This is a genomic window from Planococcus lenghuensis, assembly GCF_001999905.1.
GTDB classification, from domain to species: Bacteria; Bacillota; Bacilli; order Bacillales_A; family Planococcaceae; genus Indiicoccus; species Indiicoccus lenghuensis.
Window position 1 is genome coordinate 1,804,740 of sequence record NZ_CP019640.1, and the last position, 17,885, is coordinate 1,822,624.

Below are 17,885 nucleotides of genomic sequence, written 5' to 3' on the forward strand. Positions count from 1 at the left end.
ATGAAGAAAAAAATATTTGGATTATTGATTACCCTTTCTGCGGCAATGCTTGCCGCATGCTCCGGAGAAGAAGTTGTAGAGAACGAAACGGTTGAAGCAGTTGCAGAAGATGGAACAGGAAATGAAGTCGCAGAAGGAGCTGTAGGTGAGGCTACTGCAGAGGCGAGCGATGTTGAACTGATGCACATACACGGCCTTGGTTTTTCTGGTGACGGAGCAGGGATTTATGTTCCTTCTCATGACGGATTGAAAGTGTTCGAAGATGGGGACTGGCGTGAAGCAGCAGTCGCTGCGAATGACTATATGGGATTCTCAATGGTAGATGACGGTTTTTACAGCAGCGGACACCCTGGAGAGGGTTCCAACTTAGAAAACCCTTTCGGCATCGTTAAATCGACCGATATGGGTGAGAGTTTGGAAACGTTGGATTTATATAAAGAAGTTGATTTTCATCTAATGGATGCTGGCTATTATTCGCACGCAATTTATGTGCTGAATCCGCAGCCGAATTCAAGGATGGATGAAACAGGTATCTATTATTCCGTTGATGACACGGAAACATGGACGGAAAGCGCTGCAAAAGGATTAGCAGGCGAACATATCATGTCCATTGCCGTCCATCCGAAAGAAGAAGCGGTTGTTGCGATTGCCACAGATCAGGGCGTTTTCCTTTCTGAAGACTACGGACAGACTTTTGAGACAATTTCAGAGGTGCCCGCAACGGCAGCGGCCTTCTCTCCGGATGGAACACTGTTAGTTGGAGGCGTTGCTGATTCTTTTACACTGGTGGCTTTCGACCTTGAGACAGGAGAACAGGCGATCCTCCCAATTCCTGAACTGGCCGGGCAAAATGCCATCGGCTATATCGCGGTAAATCCACAAGATGAACAGATGATCACGTTTGCAACATTCGAAAAGGATGTTTATCTGTCAGAGGACAGTGGCGATTCCTGGAATCAGATTGCGGATAAAGGCGCTGGTCTAAACTTAAATGAATGAGCGGGGAAGCGGGCGAACAGGACAGGATAGAAAGTAGGTAATCTCTAATGAAGAAGTGGTTATGGTTAGTAATGGCTATAATCAGCATGTATGTGCTGCTCCCTGCAATGGTCGGACTTGCTCATTCTGATTTGGTCAAAACCTATCCCATAGTGAACGAGGAACTGACGGGAAGCCCGGAAACATTAGAATTTTGGTTTCGGGATCCCGTCGTTGCCTACCCTGGATCCATTCGGTTAGTGAACAGCGAAGGTAAAATCATTGATTTGAAAGACACAAAAACAGACCCAGAAAATAGGGGGCATGTGATAAGTGAAATTCCCAGTGAGTTGACACCCGGTGCCTATACCGCGACGGCAAACGTAATAGCGCTAGATGGATTTGTTATCGAAGAAGTAATACAGTTCCGGGTTGTAGAAGCAGCTAGCCAGCCAACTGCCTCTGCAGAATCACAGGAAGTCAAACTGCTCCGCTATTCACCGGCAGATGGCGAGACTACAGAAGGTTCCCCCGGACAACTGGAATTCTGGTTTAATCAGCCGGTGACCCTGACGGCAGTCGGGGTATTCGGTCATCATCAAGAGGCGATTTCAACAGCTGAACCGGTGATCGATTCTGCAGACCCTAACCATATCACCGTGGAATTGACTGAAGAAGCACTGCCGGGCACATACCAAGTGACGTGGTATGCACGCCCGGCCAATCCGGAAGGTTTTGCACCTGAAACATTGGATGTTTTCTACTTTGCAGTGGACCATTTTACTCCGATTGAAGAGGGCGGGAATACCACTGCCAAGAGTGAGGAGTGGTTTTCGAGTGCAGGTATCAGCCAAGGTGGTTATTGGCTGTGGTTTACAGGTCTTTCAGCGTTATTCGGATTCCTGTTTTTCAAATCATTCATTTTCCCGTCTTATACTTCAAGGCGGTGGCGGACTGTTTCAACCATTCTATTTGGATTAACAGCAGTTGGAATAAGTGCCGTGTTGCTAATACTTCATCAAGAGGTGGGGAGTTTACCCATCAGCCAGTTCATATCGTTGAAGTTTGTCTGGATTCCACTTTTACAGCTTGTACTTCTTCTGGCTGGTTTGTTATTTACTCGCGCAGGAACTGTGTTCGCGGGTGTTGCATTACTGCTGACGCCGTTGGTAACCGGGCATGCCGCTTACCCACAATACGGCGGCTACTGGTCTATTGCAGCCAGCAGCTTTCACTTACTGGCTGCTTCTGTTTGGATCGGTGGACTAATCGCGCTCATTACCGTTCCCCAAAAGAAAGAAGTAAAAGAACTGTTAGTTGAAACGCTGCCACGGTACTCTACATGGGCGCTGATCAGTTTAGGTGTGTTAGTTCTAACTGGTTTCTATATGACGATTGCCTATGTGCCCTCTTTTTCTGTGGAAAGTTTCCTGGAAAGCGAATGGGGAAAAGCGGTGACCATCAAAATGATATTTACTCTTCTTATTGCAGTCCTTGGTTTTTTTCAACGCAGGACAATTAAGCGATTGGTTATTCAATCGGTTAACGTCGTGGTAAGTCGTGCGAAAGCAGAAGTTGTGTATGGTTTCGTTGTTCTACTCGCCGCTGGGTTACTGGTTGTCTCGACACCGAAAGCTGCTGAACAAGGAATTTATCCGACTGCCATGCAGCAACAGGGCTTAGACATTGAATTGAATATTTCACCACTGGAGTTAGGGCTTAATGTGCTGACTGTTACGTTCAACGGACACAATGTAAAGGACGCAGAAGTAATAGTATCGATGCCCCCGGATTACGAAGTCAGTTACAATGCCTTCCACACTGGAGAAAATGAATTCAAACTCACGGGAAATATTCTGCATGCCGCAGGCACAGTGGACTTGACGGTCACAGCAACTATAGTGGACGGAGATGAAGTCACATTCCCCTTTCGTATCGTTGTACCTGGGAAAGTCAGGTATAATGAGTGAAAATCTACTAAAGGTCATTAGTCAATTGGCAGAAACTAAGAAGTATCGGATAATTTCCGGTACTTCTTTTTTTATTGTTCACTTATTTTCTCTATGTTTCTTTTCCCACTACTCTTCATAAAGTCTTGAGAAACATTCATTTCTTCACAAGTTCCACAAAAATTTAATTTATACTCTCTATGTAAGCCAGAACTTAATTAAAAGAGGTATCGCGATGAAGACAATCCGTATCAATGCAGTTGGTTTCTTTTCGTTTCTGTTCCTTCTACAGCCGTTACAGGTATTTGCTCATGATCCGAATGCAAAAGCGGATGGAGAAGGAACTTTATTTGAGCAGTATGCATGGTGGGAAGTATGGAACCCACTTCTGTTCATTGCTTTAGCGGTGATTTATATTTTTTATTTGCGCGTTATGCGACGCATACCAAGTTTCTCAGAAAGTGGAATTCCCTTAAAGAAAAACGCCGCCTTTGCCGCCGGCTTGCTTGCTGTCTATGTAGCCCTAGCCGGACCAGTAGCGGTAATGTCCAATAACTCGGTGCTAAGTATACATATGTTCCAGCAATCGTTGATGTATGTTGTCATGCCGCCTCTTATTCTACTCGGTATGCCAATCGAGTTTTATCGTTTTTTGAACGAGCAGGTCTTCAATATCCGTTTCCTCCGATTTTTACGATGGCCACTGTTGCATTTGTTTTTGTTCAATCTGCTTTGGTCGTTTTATCATATCCCGTTCATCTATGAATACATCCTAGAGCACGTTCTGCTGCTTGAAGTAGTGCATGTCGTTATTAATATATCGGCGTTCCTTATGTGGATTCAGGTCCTTGCGCCAGATGGCCTGATCAACCGGATGTCATACGTCATGAAGATGGGGTACATGTTCGCGAATGGAATGCTAATTACGCCGGCTTGTGCATTGATTATTTTCTCTGATGTTGTGTTGTATTCATCTGTTCTAGAAGCGCCGGAATTGTTTTTTATAGCGACACCACTTGATGATCAACAACTCGGCGGGGTCATCATGAAAGTCGTTCAGGAGTTCGCCTATAGTATCGTGATCGGATCGATTTTTTACAAGTGGGTGAAAGCGGAAAAGGAACCAGAGACTCCTCTGAAGTCCTATCCGGCAGGCCAATAGATAACTCATCAAACAGAAAGCAGAGAAGGGAAACTATGCTATGAATCAAAAGAAAAAGCAACAGCAAAATAAGACTTGGCTAATGGCTCTCTTTGTAACGGGGATTCTAATTCTGGCATTGACCGTACTGGTGTCCATTCAAAAAGAACAGACAGCAGCCAGTGGGACTGTAGGGGTAGATCCTGGAACAGCTGCTCCAGAATTTACGCTCGCTTCTACAGAAGGGGATATCTCCCTTTCAGACTATCGCGGAAAGAACGTCCTCTTGTACTTCTATGAAGGTAACGGCTGACAAGCCTGCCTTGATCAGCTGGTTCAGCTGAATGAAAAAGCAGATGAATATGCCAAAGAAAACACAGAAATTTTAGCAGTTACGACAGATCCGGTTTCTTTCAGCAAGCAGATCGGCGAGAAGCATGGAATCGTTGTTCCCATCCTTTACGACAAAAACCAACAAATCGGAAAACCCTATGGAATAACAGACGTGCCAGGCGGCATGGACATGGGCCCAGTTGATACGCATTCTATCTTCCTGATTGATGCAGTTGGAACAGTTCGTTGGTTCGATATCTCTGAACGGGAAATGAATGTGCCGATCAAATCCATCGAAGAGGAGCTGCAGCAACTATGGCAGTAATACGTGATCCTCGCACGATGCAGATTATTCTGCTCAGTACGTATGCGGTTCTTGGCCTGTCCTTGCTGCAGTTTTCTGTAACCGTAGTCCAGATTGCGGTAACACTGGTGCTGTGTGTCGTACTTGAAATACTGTTTGTCTACGCAAAGCAGGGAAAGTTCATTTGGCCTGCGAGCGCATTGATTACGGGACTGGGCATCTCGCTTGCTCTTCGGGCGGAAGCACTCTTTCCGTTTATGGTTGCAGCTGTAGCAGCCATCGCATTAAAGCACTTGGTTCGCTACAAAGGGAAACATATTTTCAATCCATCCAATAGCGGAATCGTAGCTGTTGCCCTGCTGGTACCTATAGCAGCGACAGATCCTCTGCAATGGGGGAATTACTTGTGGGTTCTCGCCTTGATGTCTATCGGTGGCTTCTGGTTGGTTTACCGGGTGCATAAGCTACCGCTCGTCATCACATTCCTGGGAGCGTTTGTCGGTATCCACGCTCTCCGACTGTTCCTATGGCCGGAAATCTGGAACACCCATTTCAGCAGTTTCATGTGGGGCGGCTTATTCATCTTTACTTTTAACATGATCACCGATCCTGCCACTTCACCGAAGAGCATGAAAAGCCAAGTGGTGTTTGGAGCGCTCATTGCACTCCTCGCACAAGTACTGATTCACCTAAATGTCCACCATGCGGTGTTCATCAGTCTTGCTGTTGTCTGTGCAGGGTGGTTTCTTATGCGCTGGCTTAGTACTCAATTTCAACAAAATAAAAGTAGCAGTTTTGCCAAATGATTTACTTGTTGTTGTATAAAAATGACGTTTCTATAACGTCGATTCCTTTTTGGCACTCAGAAGAGTGTCTTTCGTTTTTTCAGGGTCTTAACGCCGCTAACTACAAATAGGTAGAGCGCTAGTGAGAGAGGAGCTTTTAGCTAATAAAATTAGAAAGGGACAGATACCAAAAAAATCTGTGATAACCCCATTATTGATTGAAATTACATTAGAAATGAGAAGTTAATTCAACTCGAGGGGATTTCTTCATACTTTCCTCAAATTTACTTGCTATGGTAGAAGCGCACATAAAAATTGGGAAACAAGAACACTAGTTAGAGATATTTCTGTTACGAATGTTTTTTAAGCTGTCCCAATCAATAATCGAATAACATACACGAGGCTAGTTCCAGTTAGCTGTTTCAAAGAGATTGCAGAAAGAGTAGGACAAAGAAGCAATAGAGATGGGAGTGCCACTATGAAAACGAAAATGAAAATCATCCTTGCAGCTATTACGTTCCTTGCAGTCATCGGCGGCCTGATGTTGACCAGCATCGGTTCCACCGGAACTTTTTATCTGACTGTTGATGAATTGCTAGTGGATAAAGCAAAAGCGGCTGGGAAGCCTGTAAAAGTAAGTGGCAATATTGTTGGCGAGTCACTCAAGTGGGATCCGGAACAGATTCTGCTTGAATTCGACTTGGAAGGCGAAAACGGAGAGCGGGTCACAGTCCTGTATGAGGGCGTCAAACCCGACACGATGAATGATGGCTGGGAAGCTATTGTGGAAGGGGAATTGCAGGAAGATGGCACTACCATCATCGCAACCGAGCTGCTTGTGAAATGTCCATCAAAGTATGAGGCGATGGAGGAAAATGGGGAGGTTCCACCTGAAGGACACGAGCCGACCACTGGGCAACCAGAAGGAGGGTATGAATGATGGGTGACATTGGACATTGGGCACTGATTTTCGCCATTATTGTCATTCCATATGCAATATTCGCGAACGTGGCAGCCGCAAAGACAGGAAGTCATAAGTGGTTTCGAAGTGCGAAATACGCTGCTGCTGTACTGGCCGGATTGACAACACTTGCATCTGCGTCACTTGTTTACTTGTTGGTGACCAGTAATTTTGACTATCAATATGTCGCTCAGTATTCCAGTACTGATCTGCCAGTATTCTATAAAGTTTCCGCTTTCTGGGGCGGAAATGCCGGATCACTGTTACTGTGGCTTTGGATACTGAGCTTATACACAATGTTCGTTGCTTGGTCTACACACCGGGAAAGCCGGCTCTATCTGCCCTGGGTATCAGCCATTCTGTTGGTAATCAACCTGTTTTTCGCTTTTTTGCTCAATTCGATTGCACAACCGTTCGCACTGAATCCGGAACAGGTGAGTGAAGGGAATGGCTTGAACTCCCTTCTGCAGAACCCGGGAATGGCTGTGCATCCGGTCACACTCTATTTAGGGTACATCGGATTCTCCGTACCCTTTGCATATGCGATGGCTGCATTGATCCTTAAAAAAGTGGATGCGACATGGCTGAAGATCACCCGGCGCTGGACATTGCTGTCCTGGCTCTTCCTTAGTATCGGCATCCTCTATGGCGCCCAGTGGGCGTATGTCGAACTTGGCTGGGGCGGTTATTGGGCATGGGATCCGGTCGAAAATGCTTCTTTCCTGCCTTGGCTGACAGCAACCGCCTTCCTTCATTCCATGATGGTGCAGGAAAAGAAAGGCATGCTGAAAAAATGGAATGTGTCTTTGGTGACCATTACGTTTCTGTTAACGCTTTTTGGGACATTCTTGACCCGGAGCGGGGTACTGTGGTCTGTCCATTCGTTTGCTAATGGACCAATCGGATCCTATTTTCTCGGGTTTATCGGATTGATTCTTGTAGGAGCCCTCTATCTAATTATGACTCGGGCTTCTGTATTGAAGGCCGATGCTCCGTTTGAATCAGCTGTCTCAAAGGAAAGCAGTTTTTTGTTCAATAACTTATTGCTGGTGGGCGCTGCGTTCACTATTTTCTGGGGAACGATCTACCCGGTGATCTCAGAAACGGTCACGGGCTCGAAAGTCATGGTAGGCGCCCCGTACTTTAACCGTGTTAATGTGCCAATTTTTCTTGCGATCGTCATCATGATGGGAATCGGACCAATTTTGGCTTGGAAGAAATCGAGCTTGAAATTAGTCCGTAAAAATCTGACACTTCCTGTGTTTGCCGCTTTGATTGTCGCACTTGCGCTATTTATTAGTGGAGTAAGAGGCTGGATGGCACTCTCGGCTTTTGCCAGCTCGGTCTTTGTCTTCGTCATTATCACAACGGAGTTTTTCCGGGCAGTAGAGGCACGGAAAAAAGTGACAGGGGAGAACGCGCTCCGCTCATTCTATATGTTGTTCGTCAAGAATCGCCAACGGTATGGGGGATACGTAGCCCATCTCGGTGTCATCCTGATTGTGATGGGCTTTACAGGAGCTGGCGCATTTTCAGTCGATACCCAGTACAACGTAACGGAAGGCGAAGTGGTCATGGTAGGAGATTATTCCCTCATGTACCGCGGTCTTGGTGAATACAGCACGGAAATGACCAATGTCATTTACGGGGAGTTTCTTGTCGAAGAGGATGGGGAATACCTCGGAGTCATCCGACCTGAAAAAGTTACTTATTTGAACGGCAATCAGCCGACGACGGAAGTCTCTGTTGTTAGTTCCATTGAAGAAGATCTGTTTGTCATCTTGAACGGTTGGGTGCCGGACTCCGGAAACAGTGTCATCCAAGTGAAGATTTTCCCACTGATCTCTGGCATCTGGTACGGAGGCTATGTATTGATACTCGGAACACTTATCTCGCTGTGGCCAGAGAAGAGACGGCCACGGAAAGCAACAATGAGTGTGAGAAGGGAGATGGTCTATGATGGATAGAATAACCGTCCTGTTGCTTGCATTCGTCATACTGTTGCTGCCATTCAGTTTTCCTGATAGCACCTCAGCACAGGTAAATGTCGTTAGTCGAGCCGACATGCTGGAAGTGGCGCGCGAGATTCATCCACCAGGCTGTACTGATTCGATGACTGCCGATTATTGTACATTGTCAACTGCAACTGAAACCCGTGCAGAAATTTATGAGCTCTTGAAACAAGGAAATAGCAAGGATGAAGTCGTCACGATTCTTGTGGATAAGTACGGAGAACGGATACTGGCTTCCCCGGTGAAAGAAGGATTTCATCTCGTGGCCGCTTGGATTCTGCCAATTGTTGGTATCACAGCAGGAATAACAGGGGTGTTCTTATTGCTGAAAACTTGGCTGCGAAGAAGAAACGGGATGAAAAATGCCCATACAGCTGAACCTGCCGTTTCAATGGAAGTGGAGAAACGAGTTCAGGCAGAATTACGAAATTGGCTTTAAGAAAGGCGGGAACGTGAAGTGGAAGCAATTTATGTATGGATCGCCGCTATCGGAGTAGGGAGTCTGCTGTTTATCCTATCCCCGCTTTTTTCAAAAAGCGGCCAGCAAGATATAGAAATCGAAACGAGTGACATCCTTCAAAAGAAGGAACAGGTGTTTTTGCAGTTGAAAGAGCTCGAGTTTGACTACCACATGGAGAAGATGTCCGATACGGACTACCGAAAAGCAAAAATCCAGCTGACAGTGGTGGCTGCCCAGTTTGTTGGACTGGAACAGGAAAACCAAAATACAGACAGTGTGGAACAAACAGTCGACCGGGAAATCGCCCAAGTACTTGACACTGTTCCTCCGGTGCAAAGGAGTGAAACAGGATCTTGAATAGTGGAATCAGTAAGATACTCGGTTTGATTGTGCTGATCACCACTTCATTTGTTCTCCATGCACATCCAACAGAGGCTGCAGTAACAGAACCTGTTCGCATTACAGAAGAAAATCTGATGGTGATCCCGCAGGACGCCAACACGCTGACCATCGTTCAAGTCATGACCATTGTGAATGACGGCAAAGAAACTGTATCCCAACTGCCGGTTTATTTGCCGGATAATCATTCAGAACTCTCCCTTTTGGGCGACTTGAAAGCAGCTGAAGTAACGGAAACTGAAAGAGGTGTCATTATTGAAAGCGGACTTGCAGCCGAATCCGAGCGGCAGGTGATGCTATCCTATCAGATGCCGATGGAGGACTTGGCCGCTCAGTTTACAATTGAACAAGCATTAATCACCGAAAATCTTCAAGTGATTATTCAGCCGGGTGTCTTGTCTTTTACGGCCAGTGATCTCATGACGCAGTCTGATTTATTCGAAATGAACGGGCAGGAGTACAGAAGGTTTACCCGACTGAATCTGCATCCGGGGGAGCCTTGGCGGTTATCATTTCAGCTGATAGCTGATCTTTCCGCTCCGGCAGGTGCTGGAGAAGGTACCAGCCCCTCAGAAGCGGTGAGTGCCGGTGAACAAAAAGTTACTTCAGATGGTTATCCGATCATTGGTCGGGCAGGAATCGGATATGGAAAAGCTGCCATAACCATTCTCCTCATTATTACTGCCTTTTCTGCTGCACTAATTGGATTAAAACGGGACATGGCAAGCACTATCAGCAAAAAGAAATCGAAAAATACGCAGTGGCTGTTAGCGGAAAAAGAACAGTTGCTCTCGGAACTGTTTCAATTAGAGAAAGATTATCAGGGCAATCTGGTCGGCCGGCAAACGTATGATACGACGAAAGAGCAACTGCGGAACCGGTTGATTCAACTGACAACTGAATTTCAGAAACGGGCGGCTGGCTAATGGAATTGAAAGACGTCCATGTCCTGCTGAATGACCAGCCCGTTCTGCGTTCCATCAACTTCTCATGGGCTAAGGGTAAGTGCATCGCCATCATTGGAGCCAATGGAGCCGGGAAGACGACGCTTCTTAAAGTAATAAGCCAGCTCATTAAGCCGGCTTCGGGGGAAATCCAGATAGCCGGACTTAACGAGAAGGAATGGAAACGGCGGCTCGGACTCGTATTTCCCGCTTCGTTCCTATACGAAGATTTGACCGCCTTGGAAAACTTGGTCTTTTATCAAAAACTATATGGCCAAAAGAATGAAGGGCCTCTTCTGGGCTTGTTAGAAGAAGTGAATTTACTGCCAGTTAAAGATGAACCGGTCCATACTTTTTCAAAAGGGATGAAACAGCGGCTGTCCATTGCCCGGGCGCTTGTCCATGGACCGGATTACTTGATATTGGATGAACCGTTCGATGGATTGGATTTGCAATCCAAAAAAACGCTTGAATATCTTCTGGAAAAACGGCGGAACCATGGGGTCGGTTATCTGCTCGTCAGTCATGATGTCCGCCATGCATTTGAGCTGTGCGAGAAAGCTGTGCTTCTGAACAGCGGTCGAATTGTTCATGAAGCGCCGTGTACAAGTGAAGGGTATATCGATTTAATGGCGCGGTACAGCTTTCTGTTGAATGGGGAATCTGCATGAAGTTCCTCAGTGATGCATTCCTGATATTCCAGCGGGACATGCGGATAGAATTTCGGCGCAAATCTCTTCTCTTATCTATGGTCATCTTCGCCATCCTATTCAATGTGGTACTGCAAATTGCTTTCAATGCCAATACCGAAGCGATGGAACTGGTGGCACCCGGAATCTTATGGCTGCCGATCCTGCTGGCCGCCATGCTGGGGTTTTCCAAATATGGAATCCATGAAAAGGAGAACGGGACGGATATAGGGCTGCTTGCATCCCCTGTTGACCGCGGATCGCTTTTTCTTGGAAAACTTGCCGGGAATCTCTTGCTCGTGACCCTTGTTACTGCAGTTTCTGTCCCTTCATTCTTTTTGTTTTTGAAACAACCTTATCCGGAATCACTGGGCTTGTTGGTGGTCACGGTTCTGCTTGGCAGTTGGGGATTCACAGCGGTTGGCGTTTTTTTGTCTGTCTTGGCTCAAGCAAGCCGGATTTCCGATTTGCTTCTGCCCATTATGATTTTCCCGCTCACTGTCCCTCTTCTGCTTTCTGTCATCCAGCTGACAGGACCGGCCCTTTACCCGGTGACAGAGCAGGGAATCGGTCTCTGGCTGCTGATGCTGGTCGGATATAATATTCTCTTTACCGTCATTCCGCTGCTATTATTCGATTTATTACTGGAGGTGTGAAATGAGTAAGTTCATGAAATTTCTGCATGTTATCAAACTGCCAGTCGCATTGCTTGCAACGGCAGCACTCCTGATTCAGTTCTATCTTTCGTTCTTCTACGCACCGACCGAAAGGTTCATGGGCCATATTCAACGGATCATGTATTTTCACGTGCCAAGTGCCTTTGTGGCGTTTGCCGCTTTCTTTCTTGTATTCATCGGCGGGGTGCTATATCTGTACACGAAAAATAAAAAATGGGATTACCTTGCTGTGTCGGCAGCTGAAATCGGCGTCATCTTTACGACCATCGTACTCATCACCGGATCCTTATGGGCACGGCCTGTCTGGAATGCCTGGTGGGTGTGGGAAGACCCGCGACTCGTCACATCGCTCATCCTTTGGTTCATCTATATCGCCTATCTGCTAATCCGGGCATCCGTCAAAGGAGACGAACGGATTCGGCGGTTCGCCGCGATTTTCGGCATCATCGGCTTTTTGGATGTCCCGCTCGTCTATTTCTCGGTGAAATGGTGGCGGACCATTCATCCGAAAGTGATCGATGAACAGGGCGTCCACATGCCGGCTGAAATGGCGCAGACCTTGTTCTACAGTATATTCGCTTTTCAGCTTTTCTTTGTGGCGCTGCTGATCTACCGCTTCTTGCTTGAAGTGCAGAAAAATCGTGTCCGGGAACTGAAAGCCGGACAGTACTGAGAAAAGGAGAATAGAGATGACTTTTTTAATAACCGGTTTAATTGTGATGTGGCTGATCATTCTCCTCTATATCGCCCAAATGACCAAAGAACAGCGCAAGGTCAATAAGCAGTTAGCGAACATCCAAAAACACAGCGACTGAATGGAACAGGCAGGAGCCTGAAAGGAGGTCAGCAACGCTATGAAGAAATTATTGCGAATTTTTCTCCTGCTCGTAATCGCCGGCGGCTTTTTCTATATGGCCGTCAGCTCTGCCGAGAACTCAACCGCTGCAGTGGCGGGAGACCCGGCACCGGATTTCACATTGGAAGACATGGACGGGAACATGGTGAGCCTCTCCGATTATAAAGGCCAATTCGTCGTTCTGAACTTTTTCGCCTCTTGGTGCCCACCTTGCCGGGAAGAAGCACCTGAACTGCAGAAATTCGAAGAGCAGTACGGAGATCAAGTAAAACTCCTCATCCTGGACCGGGCGGAACCGAAGATTAAGGTACAGGAATTTATCGACGAGTTCAATTCCACGTCGACATACTTGTTGGATTACAATGATTCGATGGCAAAACCGTATGGCGTCATCGGCCAGCCGGAGACGTTTTTTATTGACGAAGAAGGAATCATCCGGCTAAAGCACTCCGGGCCGATGACAACTGAATTCATGGTGGAAACTGTCAATCAATTCATTGACACGCCACTAAAATAGAGGGAAGTTGAACAGTGAATAATGGAGAAGGGAAGGAGGGATGTCAGATGATGATGGGCGGAGGAGGTCTTTTAATGATGCTGTTGTGGATTGTGATTGTCGGGATCGTTATATATGGAATTGTGCTGTTGATCATGAAACCCTTTGAGCGGAAAGGGAACAAAAATGAACAAGAAGACAGAGCGCTAGATGTATTACGGGAACGGTTCGCCAGAGGGGAAATTGATGAAACAGAGTATGAAGAGAAAAAAAGAGTATTGCTGAAAGGCTAAGTCATAAAGCAAAATAAAACTGATCTGTAACTAATCCGCCTTTTCCTAATCTTGGTTTTATATCAGTTGAGCCATAGGAAATTTAAGTATCTAAGTTGAAACAGTTCGGAATAGTTAGCCGCCTCTGAAGCGAATAAAAACTTTTCAGAGCCGGTCTTTTTTTATGGAATAACCCGCTAATGCAAGAATAAAGTTAAAATCTTCAAACTTTCTACAAACTTATTTCGTATACTACAGGTAAATCGAATGGAGGTGGAGTGTGTGAACTGGGAATTTCTATTATTACTTGCGTGTCCGTTGATGATGCTTTTCTGTATGAAAGGAATGTTCACCGGGAATAAGGACAAGGAAAACAAAAAAGAAGTCCAACTTCCTGAGAAAGAAGGTCTTCAGTCAATTCAGTTACAAATGGCAGAGCTGCTAGAGCAAAACCGTAAGCTGACAGAAGAAGTGAATGCGTTGAAGGGATCGAATTCTTCTGGACAGAAGGTCATCCAGCTTGAAAAAGAGCGAGAGAGAGTCAACGCCTAAAATTTCCTAGCATGAGCTGATAAAGCTCGGATAATAAAAAGCGGTACACCTAATCCATTAATTCCACAGTATAGATTATAAGTATGGACGGCGGCATTTCTTTCTAATATTTTAAATGGTAGATGAAAGAAGGCGGGGTAACATGGGAAAAAAGATAAGCAGAAGGTCTTTTCTCGGTACAACCGTAAAAGGAGCGCTTGGTCTTGTCACCGTTGCCATTGTCCCTTTGAATTTGCTAACTGCGTGTGGTGAAGAGTCGGTTGATACGAGTGCCATGGCAAATTTAGGCCCCTTGGACAAACTTAAAGAAGGCCCGTTTCCGAAACCCGTTAACTATGAGGTCACGGTACAAGATGCTTGGGTGGAACAGGAACTTATAGGTTCTGTTTATGTAAATTTAGTAGAAGGTGAACTGCTGATCCTGTCTCCGATTTGTACTCATTTGGGCTGTACGGTCAGTCCTAATGAGAATTTGGAGGTTGGTACTTTCCGTTGCCCTTGCCATCTCGGAATATATGATGAGTACGGTGTTAACATATCAGGTCCGCCTCCGCGTCCATTGGATATATTTAAACCTTACTTGGTTGATGGGAATGTGCTCATCCCAATCCTAGATCCAACCATAAGAGAGGCATAAATAAAGGGGACAACCCGCGGAAGAGACCACGCTGGGACTCTCTCTAAAAATCAGAGCTGTTTGGTCCAGTCCCGTTAACGCCCTGAACCGGCTTTGCAAGTTTTTGTTGTTCAAAAAGCTATTTGTCTCATCATAGTCCCGTTCACCCGGCTTCTTAAAAAGCTGGGTTTTATTATGGGTTTTGTTTATTCTCGATTTTTTATTAGGACAAGATATGAATTAAATATTTTTCAGAAGAAGTTAGGAAAGGAGTGAAAAGAAAAGGAACTAGAGAGACTATCCACAAGAAAGAGGTACGCTATCATGAGTATCAATCTGCTTCTGTCCTTTGCAGCCGGTTTTTTGTCATTTGTTTCCCCATGCTGTCTTCCACTCTATCCTGCTTTTCTATCCTACATAACAGGTGTATCAGTTGAAGAATTGAAAGTGAAAAACGGGATGATGCAAAAACGGGCAATTCTACATACAGCCTTTTTCTTACTAGGATTTTCGATCATCTTCCTAGCGTTAGGTTTTTCAGCTACAGCCATTGGTCATTTATTTTTGAGCCACAGTGATGTAATTCGGCAGATAGGTGCTATTACTGTATTTATACTGGGATTGATTTTACTAGGTGTTTTCAAGCCGAAATTTCTAATGCGAAACCACACCGTTGAACTTCGTAGCCGACCCTCGGGCTATATTGGTTCAATAGTTATTGGAATGGGATTTGCTGCCGGCTGGACACCTTGTACAGGTCCCATTCTCGCAGGGGTCATTGCATTAAGTATATCAAATCCAAATGCAGGCATGGGTTATATGCTCGCTTACGTTCTCGGTTTCTCCGTCCCATTCTTCCTGATGGCTTTTTTTATCGGAAAAGTTCAGTTCGTGAAAAAGTATAATCGGGTGATGATGAAGGTGGGGGGATACGGAATGATCGTTATGGGTGTCTTTCTCTACATGGATTGGATGACAAAAATCATTGCGTTTCTTACCGAAAGATTTTTTAACGGGTTCACTGGATTCTAATCTTGAAGTTGCCGAATGCTGGGGGCACCTTAATCCGTTCTTCTTTAGAAGATAACTAGAGGATAAGATTTCCTATGGCTCTCCATAATAAAAATTAGTCTTATATAATAATAACGAAAAGAATACTTCTTCATAAAAACCCTACATTTACCGTCTATAATGAAGATGCGTGCGAGTCTTTGCTTTTAAAGGGGATTCCTTAATCCGTTCCAAGTAAGTTTAATCATTATTGCAGATTTCATTGCCGGGATACTCCCGCTGTTATTTTATAGAGAAATGAGGAACAGAACATGTTACCGTTATTTAGTGTTGGACCCTTCACTGTATACTTTTTTGGATTAATGATAGCGATTGGAGCCTTAGCTGGCTATCTCTTATTGATACAAGAGGCAAAGCGCCGAAACATGGACCATGATACGCTGTCGAATGGAATTTTTTACTCCTTGATTGGCGGCATCGTCGGTGCACGGATTTTTTACGTTGTCGTCTATAATCCTGCGTATTACTTAGCGAATCCTATGGACGTCTTTTTTATTCATAATGGAGGACTGTCCATTCATGGCGGTATTCTAGGCGGCCTGCTGGTAGGTTACTTATTTTTGAAAAAGCACAATTTTCCAGTATTGCATACGCTGGATTTAGCCGCTCCAGCGCTTATACTGGCTCAAGGTATCAGCCGGATCGGCTGTGATGTTTTCGGCGGACCGATTTCAACATCTCTTCCTTGGGGGATTGATCGAGCAGGAGAGATTCTACATCCTGCCCAAGCCTATGAGTTCTTGCTGGACTTTCTTTTATTCGGCTATTTATGGCTGAAATTGAAAAAACGGGACTATACTGGGCAGATTTTCCTTCATTACCTCATCGGCTATATGATTATTCGGGCAGTGGTGGAATTTTCACGAATTAACCCAATGGTTATTGGGCCCTTCAGTGTCAGTCATGTCATGAGCCTGATAGGTGTCGTGATTGGTCTCCTTCTGATCAGATACCGCAAAGCGCGCGGGAAAATCAATGAACAGCAAAAGATTCAACCGAAGGATTGGATGATAACAGTTGGTTCGGTAGCTATGCTGATAATTGCTGCGTTATCCATTTATTTTGGCGTACGTGCCTTGTAATGTTATCTGAATTCAGTATTAGAAGGAAGACAAACAAAGTATCAGGAACCAGTTAACCAAGAGGCCAGTAACAGAGCACTATGTTACTGGTCTTAGCCATTATCTATAGCTTGGAAGGGATAGTGCAACACTAATTATAGGAAGAATGTATTGAACAATAGAAGAGCGGATTTTTCTTAGATGCACTTAATATTGAACAATCGGAAACACTACTGATCGAATTTGAAAACACTCATTGTCACGATCTCGGAATGTCAGAAAGGAATAGTATCAAATGAAGAGTTCTTCTGAAAAACAAGTAAGAGACTTGCAAGAACATCAATGGGTCATTCGCTATGACGGAAACAGCGAGACAATAAAATTAATAAACGAACAAGGCGAAGAAATGGATTTAAAAACAATGACTTTCCTCTTGGATGAGTTGCAAAATGAAATTTATGACCAAAACACAAGTAAGTACGGCAGACCCAGAACAGAACCACTGGACGAACTGGCTCGTAAAAGAAGAGGTATCCAAGATTATCGACTGATTACGGATAGGGTCGGTATCGATAGCAGAGAAATTTTTGAAGTCTATAGCGATCCCAATGGCATTTTTACGCTAAATTCATATAGAATGTATAAAGGACGAAAACGCTATGATGATGGATTTTTAGCATACTTAACCGAATTGGAAGTCCAAGAAGTATTAGGACCACTGAAAGAGTTTGCAGATAGACATCGAAAGCGATGACTAAAAGTTTTTCCGTATGAAAACTAGAATAAATCCCGCTTTTAATGGCTTGAATGGAGAACTATAGAATTGGAAATCAGCTATTTGTGCATAATTCTTGATACCCTTTTAGTAAACATATGATTGCTTATAGGAAGTTATACGGCAATGAAAATCACCCTTTATTAAAAAGTGGAGAAGCTTGTCATAGAGTATGCTGTCTCTCTTTTATTTTTGATAAGGGGTTTTTCAAAATCTTCATAGTAGAGTTTTCATAGACTAATCTGGATATGAGCTCTCTATGGTAAGATTTGTATACGGACATCAGGGAATCTGGGAAGAGAATAAAGGGAAATCAAACTCACTGGTATCGAAATTCAATTAACCTATTTCAATTAAGAGGAGGTAGAGAGAAATCTTAAAGAAAAGTACTTGGCCGTTATAAGTCAGCAATTCAAGCATTTCAAAGAACGAGCAGAAAAGGGAATCACCCAGCTATCAGAAGAGGAATTGCATTGGAGACCGGGCCAAGAGTCCGACAGTATCACCATACTGATCTAGCAACTAAGCGGGAATACGTGTTAATTCCACCGAGT

22 protein-coding genes are annotated in these 17,885 nt (G+C 44.9%); all 22 read left to right on the plus strand.

Features of this window, described 5'->3' with window-relative positions; all coding sequences use genetic code 11:
• The 22 genes from B0X71_RS09195 (at position 1) to B0X71_RS09300 (ending at position 17,850) form a co-directional block, all read left to right on the plus strand.
• Entirely contained in the window at positions 1 to 999 is a 999-nt protein-coding gene (locus B0X71_RS09195; RefSeq protein ID WP_077589126.1) for a F510_1955 family glycosylhydrolase, read from the plus strand.
• 47 nt (positions 1,000 to 1,046) lie between these two features.
• Positions 1,047 to 2,948 (plus strand): copper resistance CopC/CopD family protein, encoded by a 1,902-nt coding sequence (locus B0X71_RS09200; protein WP_077589127.1) that lies wholly within the window; start codon positions 1,047 to 1,049, stop codon positions 2,946 to 2,948.
• Between the two features lie 214 nt (positions 2,949 to 3,162).
• Complete coding sequence (locus B0X71_RS09205; protein ID WP_077589128.1) at positions 3,163 to 4,089, plus strand: cytochrome c oxidase assembly protein; 927 nt, start codon at positions 3,163 to 3,165, stop codon at positions 4,087 to 4,089.
• Positions 4,090 to 4,171: 82 nt separating this feature from the next.
• Positions 4,172 to 4,726, plus strand: a complete 555-nt coding sequence (locus tag B0X71_RS21380; RefSeq protein ID WP_232336848.1) for a peroxiredoxin family protein — start codon at positions 4,172 to 4,174, stop codon at positions 4,724 to 4,726.
• Entirely contained in the window at positions 4,717 to 5,511 is a 795-nt protein-coding gene (locus tag B0X71_RS09220) for an RnfABCDGE type electron transport complex subunit D (RefSeq protein ID WP_077589131.1), read from the plus strand. Before B0X71_RS21380 ends, B0X71_RS09220 begins: the two co-directional genes overlap by 10 nt.
• 457 nt (positions 5,512 to 5,968) lie before the next feature.
• A complete protein-coding gene (locus B0X71_RS09225; protein ID WP_077589132.1) occupies positions 5,969 to 6,430 on the plus strand; it encodes a cytochrome c maturation protein CcmE in 462 nt (153 codons plus the stop codon).
• Positions 6,430 to 8,418 (plus strand): heme lyase CcmF/NrfE family subunit, encoded by a 1,989-nt coding sequence (locus tag B0X71_RS09230; protein ID WP_198038719.1) that lies wholly within the window; start codon positions 6,430 to 6,432, stop codon positions 8,416 to 8,418. The genes B0X71_RS09225 and B0X71_RS09230 overlap by 1 nt, the downstream gene beginning before the upstream one ends.
• Entirely contained in the window at positions 8,408 to 8,902 is a 495-nt protein-coding gene (locus B0X71_RS09235; RefSeq protein WP_077589134.1) for a cytochrome c-type biogenesis protein, read from the plus strand. Before B0X71_RS09230 ends, B0X71_RS09235 begins: the two co-directional genes overlap by 11 nt.
• 18 nt (positions 8,903 to 8,920) lie before the next feature.
• Positions 8,921 to 9,280 (plus strand): hypothetical protein, encoded by a 360-nt coding sequence (locus B0X71_RS09240; protein WP_077589135.1) that lies wholly within the window; start codon positions 8,921 to 8,923, stop codon positions 9,278 to 9,280.
• On the plus strand, positions 9,277 to 10,248 hold the full coding sequence (locus tag B0X71_RS09245; protein ID WP_077589136.1) for a hypothetical protein: 972 nt from the start codon (positions 9,277 to 9,279) through the stop codon (positions 10,246 to 10,248). The genes B0X71_RS09240 and B0X71_RS09245 overlap by 4 nt, the downstream gene beginning before the upstream one ends.
• Positions 10,248 to 10,937: an ABC transporter ATP-binding protein gene (locus tag B0X71_RS09250; RefSeq protein WP_077589137.1), complete on the plus strand. Its 690-nt coding sequence runs from the start codon at positions 10,248 to 10,250 to the stop codon at positions 10,935 to 10,937. The genes B0X71_RS09245 and B0X71_RS09250 overlap by 1 nt, the downstream gene beginning before the upstream one ends.
• Entirely contained in the window at positions 10,934 to 11,611 is a 678-nt protein-coding gene (locus tag B0X71_RS09255; protein WP_077589138.1) for a heme exporter protein CcmB, read from the plus strand. The genes B0X71_RS09250 and B0X71_RS09255 overlap by 4 nt, the downstream gene beginning before the upstream one ends.
• A 1-nt stretch (position 11,612) precedes the next feature.
• Positions 11,613 to 12,305 carry a cytochrome c biogenesis protein gene (locus tag B0X71_RS09260; RefSeq protein ID WP_077589139.1) on the plus strand — a complete coding sequence of 231 codons (693 nt, stop codon included), beginning with the start codon at positions 11,613 to 11,615 and terminating at the stop codon, positions 12,303 to 12,305.
• Between the two features lie 16 nt (positions 12,306 to 12,321).
• Positions 12,322 to 12,447, plus strand: a complete 126-nt coding sequence (locus tag B0X71_RS21555) for a hypothetical protein (RefSeq protein ID WP_269750106.1) — start codon at positions 12,322 to 12,324, stop codon at positions 12,445 to 12,447.
• Positions 12,448 to 12,486: 39 nt separating this feature from the next.
• Entirely contained in the window at positions 12,487 to 13,005 is a 519-nt protein-coding gene (locus B0X71_RS09265) for a TlpA family protein disulfide reductase (RefSeq protein WP_077589140.1), read from the plus strand.
• 74 nt (positions 13,006 to 13,079) lie between these two features.
• Positions 13,080 to 13,277 carry an SHOCT domain-containing protein gene (locus B0X71_RS09270; RefSeq protein ID WP_232336816.1) on the plus strand — a complete coding sequence of 66 codons (198 nt, stop codon included), beginning with the start codon at positions 13,080 to 13,082 and terminating at the stop codon, positions 13,275 to 13,277.
• A gap of 261 nt (positions 13,278 to 13,538) precedes the next feature.
• Complete coding sequence (locus tag B0X71_RS09275) at positions 13,539 to 13,808, plus strand: DUF2933 domain-containing protein (protein ID WP_156889835.1); 270 nt, start codon at positions 13,539 to 13,541, stop codon at positions 13,806 to 13,808.
• Positions 13,809 to 13,950: 142 nt separating this feature from the next.
• Positions 13,951 to 14,445 (plus strand): QcrA and Rieske domain-containing protein, encoded by a 495-nt coding sequence (locus B0X71_RS09280; RefSeq protein WP_077589143.1) that lies wholly within the window; start codon positions 13,951 to 13,953, stop codon positions 14,443 to 14,445.
• A 300-nt stretch (positions 14,446 to 14,745) separates the two neighbouring features.
• Entirely contained in the window at positions 14,746 to 15,456 is a 711-nt protein-coding gene (locus B0X71_RS09285) for a cytochrome c biogenesis CcdA family protein (RefSeq protein WP_156889836.1), read from the plus strand.
• A 290-nt stretch (positions 15,457 to 15,746) separates the two neighbouring features.
• Entirely contained in the window at positions 15,747 to 16,577 is an 831-nt protein-coding gene (lgt, locus tag B0X71_RS09290) for a prolipoprotein diacylglyceryl transferase (RefSeq protein ID WP_077589145.1), read from the plus strand.
• Between the two features lie 274 nt (positions 16,578 to 16,851).
• Positions 16,852 to 17,310: a hypothetical protein gene (locus B0X71_RS09295; protein WP_077589146.1), complete on the plus strand. Its 459-nt coding sequence runs from the start codon at positions 16,852 to 16,854 to the stop codon at positions 17,308 to 17,310.
• Between the two features lie 411 nt (positions 17,311 to 17,721).
• Positions 17,722 to 17,850: a DUF1572 family protein gene (locus tag B0X71_RS09300; RefSeq protein WP_077589147.1), complete on the plus strand. Its 129-nt coding sequence runs from the start codon at positions 17,722 to 17,724 to the stop codon at positions 17,848 to 17,850.
• Positions 17,851 to 17,885 lie beyond the last annotated feature (35 nt).